6 protein-coding genes are annotated in these 6,930 nt (G+C 62.4%); 3 read left to right on the top strand and 3 right to left on the bottom strand.

Annotated elements, in window-relative coordinates; genetic code table 11:
- Positions 1-143: 143 nt before the first annotated feature.
- Complete coding sequence (locus WB528_RS08715) at positions 144-506, bottom strand: DUF1304 domain-containing protein (protein WP_423888019.1); 363 nt, start codon at positions 504-506, stop codon at positions 144-146.
- A 59-nt stretch (positions 507-565) separates the two neighbouring features.
- Here WB528_RS08715 and WB528_RS08710 point away from each other — a divergent pair, with 59 nt between their 5' ends.
- Complete coding sequence (locus WB528_RS08710) at positions 566-1,000, top strand: DUF1330 domain-containing protein (RefSeq protein ID WP_423888018.1); 435 nt, start codon at positions 566-568, stop codon at positions 998-1,000.
- 9 nt (positions 1,001-1,009) lie between these two features.
- Here the strand turns inward: WB528_RS08710 and WB528_RS08705 are convergent, their stop codons facing one another.
- Complete coding sequence (locus WB528_RS08705; RefSeq protein WP_423888017.1) at positions 1,010-3,793, bottom strand: [protein-PII] uridylyltransferase; 2,784 nt, start codon at positions 3,791-3,793, stop codon at positions 1,010-1,012.
- Positions 3,794-4,383: 590 nt separating this feature from the next.
- On the opposite strand from WB528_RS08705, the gene WB528_RS08700 reads away from it, so the two are divergent.
- Positions 4,384-4,893 carry an OsmC family protein gene (locus WB528_RS08700; RefSeq protein WP_423888016.1) on the top strand — a complete coding sequence of 170 codons (510 nt, stop codon included), beginning with the start codon at positions 4,384-4,386 and terminating at the stop codon, positions 4,891-4,893.
- 154 nt (positions 4,894-5,047) lie between these two features.
- Entirely contained in the window at positions 5,048-5,842 is a 795-nt protein-coding gene (locus WB528_RS08695) for a hypothetical protein (protein ID WP_423888015.1), read from the top strand.
- A 17-nt stretch (positions 5,843-5,859) separates the two neighbouring features.
- Here WB528_RS08695 and WB528_RS08690 read toward each other — a convergent pair.
- Positions 5,860-6,930: MutS-related protein (locus WB528_RS08690; RefSeq protein ID WP_423888014.1), on the bottom strand; the 1,071-nt coding region annotated here is incomplete at its 5' end.

The raw sequence follows: 6,930 nt of genomic DNA, 5'->3' as shown, positions 1-6,930 counted from the left end.
TGACGAGCCCGCGGCAGCAATGATGCGGACTTCTGAACCGCCACACCAGCGGAAATCATCGTTTGTCGTCAATTCTGGATGAATGGGTATGGCAATGCAAGGCAAGCGCTGCCCGTCACAAAGACCCAGCGCCGTCCATTTGACTAGGCCAGCCAGAGCAAGATCAGTGCGAGCGCGGCCGGCGCCGCCTGAACGAGCAGAATCCTTTGGCTGACGGTCGCCGCGCCATAGAGGCCGGCAACGACCACACAAAGCAGAAAAAACACCTTGATCTGAAACGCGAAGCTGATGTTTGGCTGCACCAATCCCCAAGCAAGGCCCGCGGCGAGGAAGCCGTTATAGAGTCCCTGATTGGCCGCAAGCACCGCGGAGTCGGCAGCCTTTGCCGCGGTATTCCGAAAGGTTTTAAGGCCGAGCGGCCTGGTCCAGAAGAACATTTCCAGCGCGAGGAAATAAACGTGTAGCACAGCGACGAGCGCGACTAGGATATTGGCAATCGCGTACATGTGGCTCCTCCCCAGGTGATGCACAGCTCGCCGCGATTGGCAACAACGAGGCAATGAAGATGACAGGCTACATCGATCCAACCAAGGAAGTATTCGCCAAATTTCGCGAGAATGATCGCGCCGGCCCGATTCACATGCTCAATCTTGTCAAACTACGGGAACGCGCGGCCTATCCTGACGGGCGATCGGCCAGCGGCGCGGAGGCCTATGCTGCCTACGGCCGCGAAAGCGGCCCGGTGTTCACGCGCCTCGGCGGCAAGGTCGCGTGGCAAGGCCGTTTCGAACTGATGCTGATCGGCCCTTCTGAAGAATGCTGGGATCACTGCTTCATCGCGGAATATCCAAGCGTTGCCGCCTTCGTCGAGATGATCCGCGATCCGGTTTACCGCGAGGCGGTCAAACACCGGCAGGCCGCGGTGGAAGACTCGCGATTGATCCGCTTGAAACCGTTGCCGGCCGGCAAGACGTTTGGCGAGATCCCGCAAGACAAGTGAAGGCGCGAACTACGCCGCGACCTGCTCGCTGGCGAGCAGATGCAACAGCGCGCTGCGGATCGCGGCCTGCCGCGTCGGTGCCGTGATCTGCGCGCCCAGGAGATCGGTAACATAGAACACGTCGCGGGCGCGCTCGCCGAAGGTCGCAACGTGGGCAGAAGCGATATTGAGGTTAAGCTTCGAGATCGACGTCGTCAGTTCGTAAAGCAGGCCCGGCCGGTCGAGGCCGGAAACCTCGATCACGGTATAGCGGTCCGACCACTGGTTGTTGACGGTGACCTCGGGCTCGACGACGAAGGGACGTACCTTGCCGCGGCCGGCGGCCCGCCGCGCCACCACCTCCGGCAGGCGAAGCTTGCCTTCGAGCACATCCTCGATCATCTCGCCGATTCGTGTCGCGCGCCGCGCCTCGTCCTCGTCGAGGTCATACTCGCGCGTGATCGCGATGGTATCGAGCGCGCGCCCGTCGGTCGTCGTGTAGATCTGCGCGTCAACGATGTTGGCGCCGGCCGAGGCGCAGGCGCCCGCGATGATCGACAACAGCCATGGATGATCCATCGCCAGGATGGTGAGTTCGGTGACGCCGCGCGTCTCGTCGAAACCCACGTTGATCGCGAGCTTGGAGCCCTCCTGTTCGCTGGAGCGCAGGAAGCGGGCATGACGGATCTTGTGCTGCAGATCGACCTTGAGCCAGTACGCCGGATAGTGACGCGCCACATAGGCGTTGAGCTCCTGCTCCGGCCATTCGGTGAAGGCCTCGCGAAACTCGCCCTCCGCTATCGCAAGGCGCCGCGCGCGATTGACTTCCGAGAAGCCGCCGGTCAGCACCGGCTCGGTCTCGTAATAAAGCGTGCGCAACAGTTGCGCCTTCCAGCCGTTCCAGACGCCTGGACCGACGCCCCTGATGTCAGCGGTGGTGAGAATGGTCAGCAGCTTCATCTGCTCGACCGATTGAACCACCGCGGCAAAATTCTCGATGGTCTTGCGGTCCGTCAGGTCGCGCGACTGCGCAACCGTCGACATCGTCAGATGCTCCTCGATCAGCCACGCCACCAGTTCCGTATCGGCCGTGGTGAAGCCAAGCCGGGGACACAAACGTCGCGCCACCCTGGCGCCGGCAATCGAGTGATCCTCGGGCCGGCCCTTGGCAATGTCGTGCAGCAGCGTTGCGATATAGAGAACGGCGCGGTGTTCGGGTCTTATTTTGCGCATCAAGTCGCTGGCGACGACGAATTCATCGCTACCACCGCGTTCGATTTCCTGAAGATAACCGATGCACCGCAACAGATGCTCGTCCACCGTATAATGGTGGTACATGTTGAACTGCATCATCGACACGATCTTGCCGAAGGCGCGGATGAAATGGCCGAGCACGCCGGTCTCGTTCATCCGCCGCAGCACGATTTCGGCATCGTCCGAGGTCAGGATTTCCATGAACAGCCGGTTGGCTTCGGGATCGCCGCGCAAGTCGGAATTAACCAGTTTCAGCGAGCGGGTCACGGTTCGCATCGCGTCGGGGTGGAAAGCCAGATTGTTCTTTTGCGCCAATCGGAAGATCCGGATCAAATTGACCGGATCGTGCCTGAAGACATCGGGCGCGGCGAGATTGATGCGGTTGTGGTCGACGATGAAGTCGTCGCTTTCGGGCACTCGCCGCCGGTTGGTGCTCGGCCGGAACCGCGCCATCATGCGGCTCAGCACCGGCACCGGCTTGGCCTGCTCGTTTTCCAGCTTGGCGCACAGGATCGCGGTGAGATCGCCGACTTCCTTCGCGATCAGGAAGTAGTGCTTCATGAAGCGTTCGACGTCCTGCATACCGGGATGCGAGGTATAGCCAAGCCGCACCGCGAGCTCGCGCTGCATGTCGAACGACAGGCGCTCTTCGGCGCGGCCGGCAAAGAAATGCAGGTTGCAGCGGACCGACCACAGAAAATCGGCGCAGCGGCGAAAGGTGCGATATTCCTGCGCGTCGAACACGCCGCGATCGAGCAGCTCGTCGGTATCGCGCACGCGGTAGACATATTTCGCGATCCAGAACAGCGTGTGCAGGTCGCGAAGGCCGCCTTTGCCGTCCTTGACGTTCGGCTCGACCAGATAGCGCGACTGCCCGGCGCGGCGATGCCGCTCCTCGCGCTCGGCGAGTTTCGCCGTGACGAAATCGGAAGCGTTGCCCTGCACCACCTCTTTGTCGAAGCGCGATACCAGTTCGTTGTAGAGCGGCTGGTCCCCGGTCAAAAAGCGGGTTTCCAAAATCGCGGTCCGGATCGTCATGTCGCTGCGCGCCTGCCGGATCGATTCATCGACCGACCGCGTCGCATGGCCGACCTTCAGCCCCATGTCCCACAAGCAATAGAGAATGGCTTCGGCGACCTGTTCGCCCCACGCGGTCTGCTTGTACGGCAGGATGAAGAGCAGATCGATGTCGGATTCCGGCGCCATCAACCCGCGGCCGTAGCCGCCGGTCGCAACCACGGCCATCCGCTCGGCGCCGGACGGAATCGGCGAGTAGTACAGATGACGCGTCGCCGCCTCAAACAGGATGCGGATGATCTCGTCCTGCACGAAGCACAGCCGCTCCGCGCAACGCCGCCCGTGCCGATCCTTCAACAGCACGGCCTGCGCGGTCGCGCGCGCTTCGACCATCTCGGCCTTCAGCAGTTTCGCGACCGCCGCACGAAAAACATCCTCGCGCCCGGCATGTTCGGACGCGAGCGAATTGACCGCTGCGGTGATCCGCGCGGTGTCGAAGCGATCATCGGCCTCGGGCCGGGTTTGGGTGACTGTGTTATCCATTAGTCATTCCGATAATGGACGCCGCGGAGCCTGTCACGAACCATCGCGTTCATGGCCGCCAAACCACCTCTGGTTCCATCGGCCATGAACGCTTTTCCTTCCGATTCTGCGTCAGCAAGGGTCTCCTGATTACCACAACCCTACTGTATGTCCGGCGTACACGGCGCCGGTTAATGCCCTGAGGAGGGCGGCAAGAGCAGTCAGCAGTTTTTGGCAGTCGTCTAAACGATTGGGCTTATCAGTCATCGGGTTGTCTCAGCATCATTGGTACGCGCGATAAGAGAAGGCACTATGCGATCTGTCGCGACGCACCGAACCGGCTTACGCCGGGTTAGAACGCGTCAACCGCTAACCGCCCAACCCTGTGAAAACGTTGCTGACATCGATGATCCGGTGGATATTGGTATAATGCATTGAAAATAAATGGTATTTTCAAAGTGCCTCTCAAGGCCCGCGACGGCGGCTTCTGGGTGACGGATCACCTGCCGCGAGAGTAGCGGCCGGTCGCGGCCGTTCTGGCGAAATCGGAGCGGTGACATCGCCGCGCCGACCGATTACATCCGACCCAGATAAACATCCCGGAGAAAACCATGGACGCCGCTGAACTCCGCGCCACGCAGGCCCCGATCAAGGAAAAATACAAAGCCGATCCGAAAGCCGCTTTCATCACCTTGAAGGCGAAGGGCTCGACCGACAACGAAGGCATTGCCTGCAAGGTCGAGACCGGACGCGCGCTGGCGGTTGCAGGCCTGCATCCGGCGACCGGCGGATCGGGGCTTGAACTCTGTTCCGGCGACATGCTGCTGGAAGCGCTGGTCGCCTGCGCCGGCGTCACCCTGAAGTCGGTCGCGACCGCGATCGAGGTGCCGTTGAAGTCAGGCCATGTCAGCGCCGAGGGCGATCTCGATTTTCGCGGCACGCTTGGCGTCGACAAGGAAGTGCCGGTCGGCTTTGCCGAAATCCGCCTGCGCTTCGACGTCGCCACCGACGCGCCGCAGGAGAAGCTTGATCTCCTGCTCAAGCTCACGGAGCGCTATTGTGTTGTCTACCAGACCATCAAGAATGGCCCGAAAGTTTCGGTGACGATGCGGCGGGTGTAGCCCGGCAATCAATGTCGTCCCCCGCGAAGGCGGGGACCCATAACCACAGGTCGTGGTTGTCTCGCTCGATGTCTGCCAGTCCTATCGACTAACAACGGCCTGTGGTTATGGGTTCCGGGTCGCGCTTCGCTTGCCCGGGACGACGGTTAGAAAAATGTTCCCCGACCTGCACTTCATCCTTTTGCTCGCGCTGCGCATGGCGGTTGCCGCCGCCTTCGTGGTCACGGCATCAATCATCGCCGAACGCTCGGGCGCGGTGATCGGCGCGCTGATCGCGACGTTGCCGATCTCGGCGGGTCCGTCGTACGTGTTTCTGGCAATCGATCATGACGCCGCCTTCATCGCCGAAAGCGCGCTGGCGAGTTTTCCGATCAACGCCGTCACGATGTTCTTTTGTCTCAGCTATGTGTTGCTGGCGCAGCGCCACAATGCGGTGGTCAGCGTCGGTGGCGCGATCGCGGCGTGGATCGCGCTGGCCGCGCTCGAACGCCTGGTGCCGTGGTCATTGACGACCGGCCTGATCGCGAATGCCGTCGCCTTTGCGATCTGTATTCCACTCTTCAAACACTTTCAGCACGTGAAGATGCCGCTGATCACCCGACGCTGGTACGACGTCCCGCTGCGGGCGGCGATGGTCGCCACGCTGGTCGCGAGCGTCGTTTCGCTGTCGCGCTGGGTCAGCCCTTCCGTCAGCGGCACGATCGCGTTGTTTCCCGTGGTGCTGAGCAGCATGACCTTCATCCTGCATCCGCGGATCGGCGGACCGGCAACAGCCGCGGTGATTGCCAATGGCGGCTGGGGCATGATGGGATTTGGCGGCGGGATCGCCGTGCTGAACCTGGCCGCGATACCGCTCGGCTCGGCCGCCGCGCTCAGCCTCGCACTCGCGACCTGTGTCGTCTGGAATCTCGGTCTGTGGTGGCTCGGGCGGAGACGAGTGGCGAGATAGCCCCTCACCTTGGGGAATTATTCTTTCGGCAATTTCGCCCTCAGCGCATAGAGCGCTTCCAGCGCCTCGCGCGGCGACATCTCGTCGGGGTGCAACGCCCTCACCGCTTCAGCGAGTTTTTCGGCTTCGCTCGGTGGCGTGGGCTCGGCGGCAGCGCGCGAAGGCACGGCAAACAGCGGCAGATCGTCGGCGAGAGCGCGTGCGGTCTGGCCGCGATCCTGCGCCTCGAGTTTGGCGAGCACCGATTTAGCGCGCGCGATCACCGATGGCGGTAGTCCTGCGAGCTTGGCGACCTGAATGCCGTAGGAGCGGTCCGCCGAGCCCGGCAGCACTTCATGCAGGAACACGACGTTGCCCTGCCATTCCTTGACGCGGACGGTGGCGTTGAACAGGCGCGGAAGCTTCGCCGACAGCGCGGTGAGTTCATGGTAGTGGGTGGCGAATAATGCACGGCAACGATTGGCCTCGTGTAGATGCTCGATCGCGGCCCAGGCAATCGACAGGCCGTCGAAGGTTGCCGTGCCTCGGCCGATTTCGTCCAGAATGACCAGCGAACGCTCACTGGCCTGATTGAGGATGACTGCGGTTTCCACCATCTCCACCATGAAGGTGGAGCGGCCGCGCGCGAGATCGTCCGCCGCGCCGACGCGCGAGAACAGCCGATCGACGACACCGATCCGCGCCCGCGATGCCGGCACGAACGAGCCTGCCTGCGCAAGCAGCGCGATCAGCGCGTTCTGGCGCAGGAAGGTCGATTTGCCCGCCATGTTGGGGCCGGTGAGCAGCCAGATCTGGCCTGAGGATTGTTGCGGAGCCGGCGAAAGGTCGCAGGCATTGGCAATGAAGGGCTGGCCGTCGCGCTTCAAGGCCTGTTCGACCACAGGGTGTCGCCCACCTTCGATCGCAAAAGAAAGCGAGCCGTCGACCTCCGGGCGCACATAATTGTCGTCCACCGCGCGCTTGGCGAGCGCGGTTGCGACATCAAGGCTGGCGAACGCGTAGGCGGCGGCGCGCAAGTCCTCGCTTGCGGCAACCGCGAGCGCGCAGAGCTTGTCGAAACTTTCCAGTTCGAGCCCGAGCGCGCGGGC

This window comes from Bradyrhizobium sp. (genome assembly GCF_049586575.1).
Taxonomy (GTDB): Bacteria; Pseudomonadota; Alphaproteobacteria; order Rhizobiales; family Xanthobacteraceae; genus Bradyrhizobium.
This window is presented reverse-complemented; position numbering and strand designations above follow the sequence as displayed.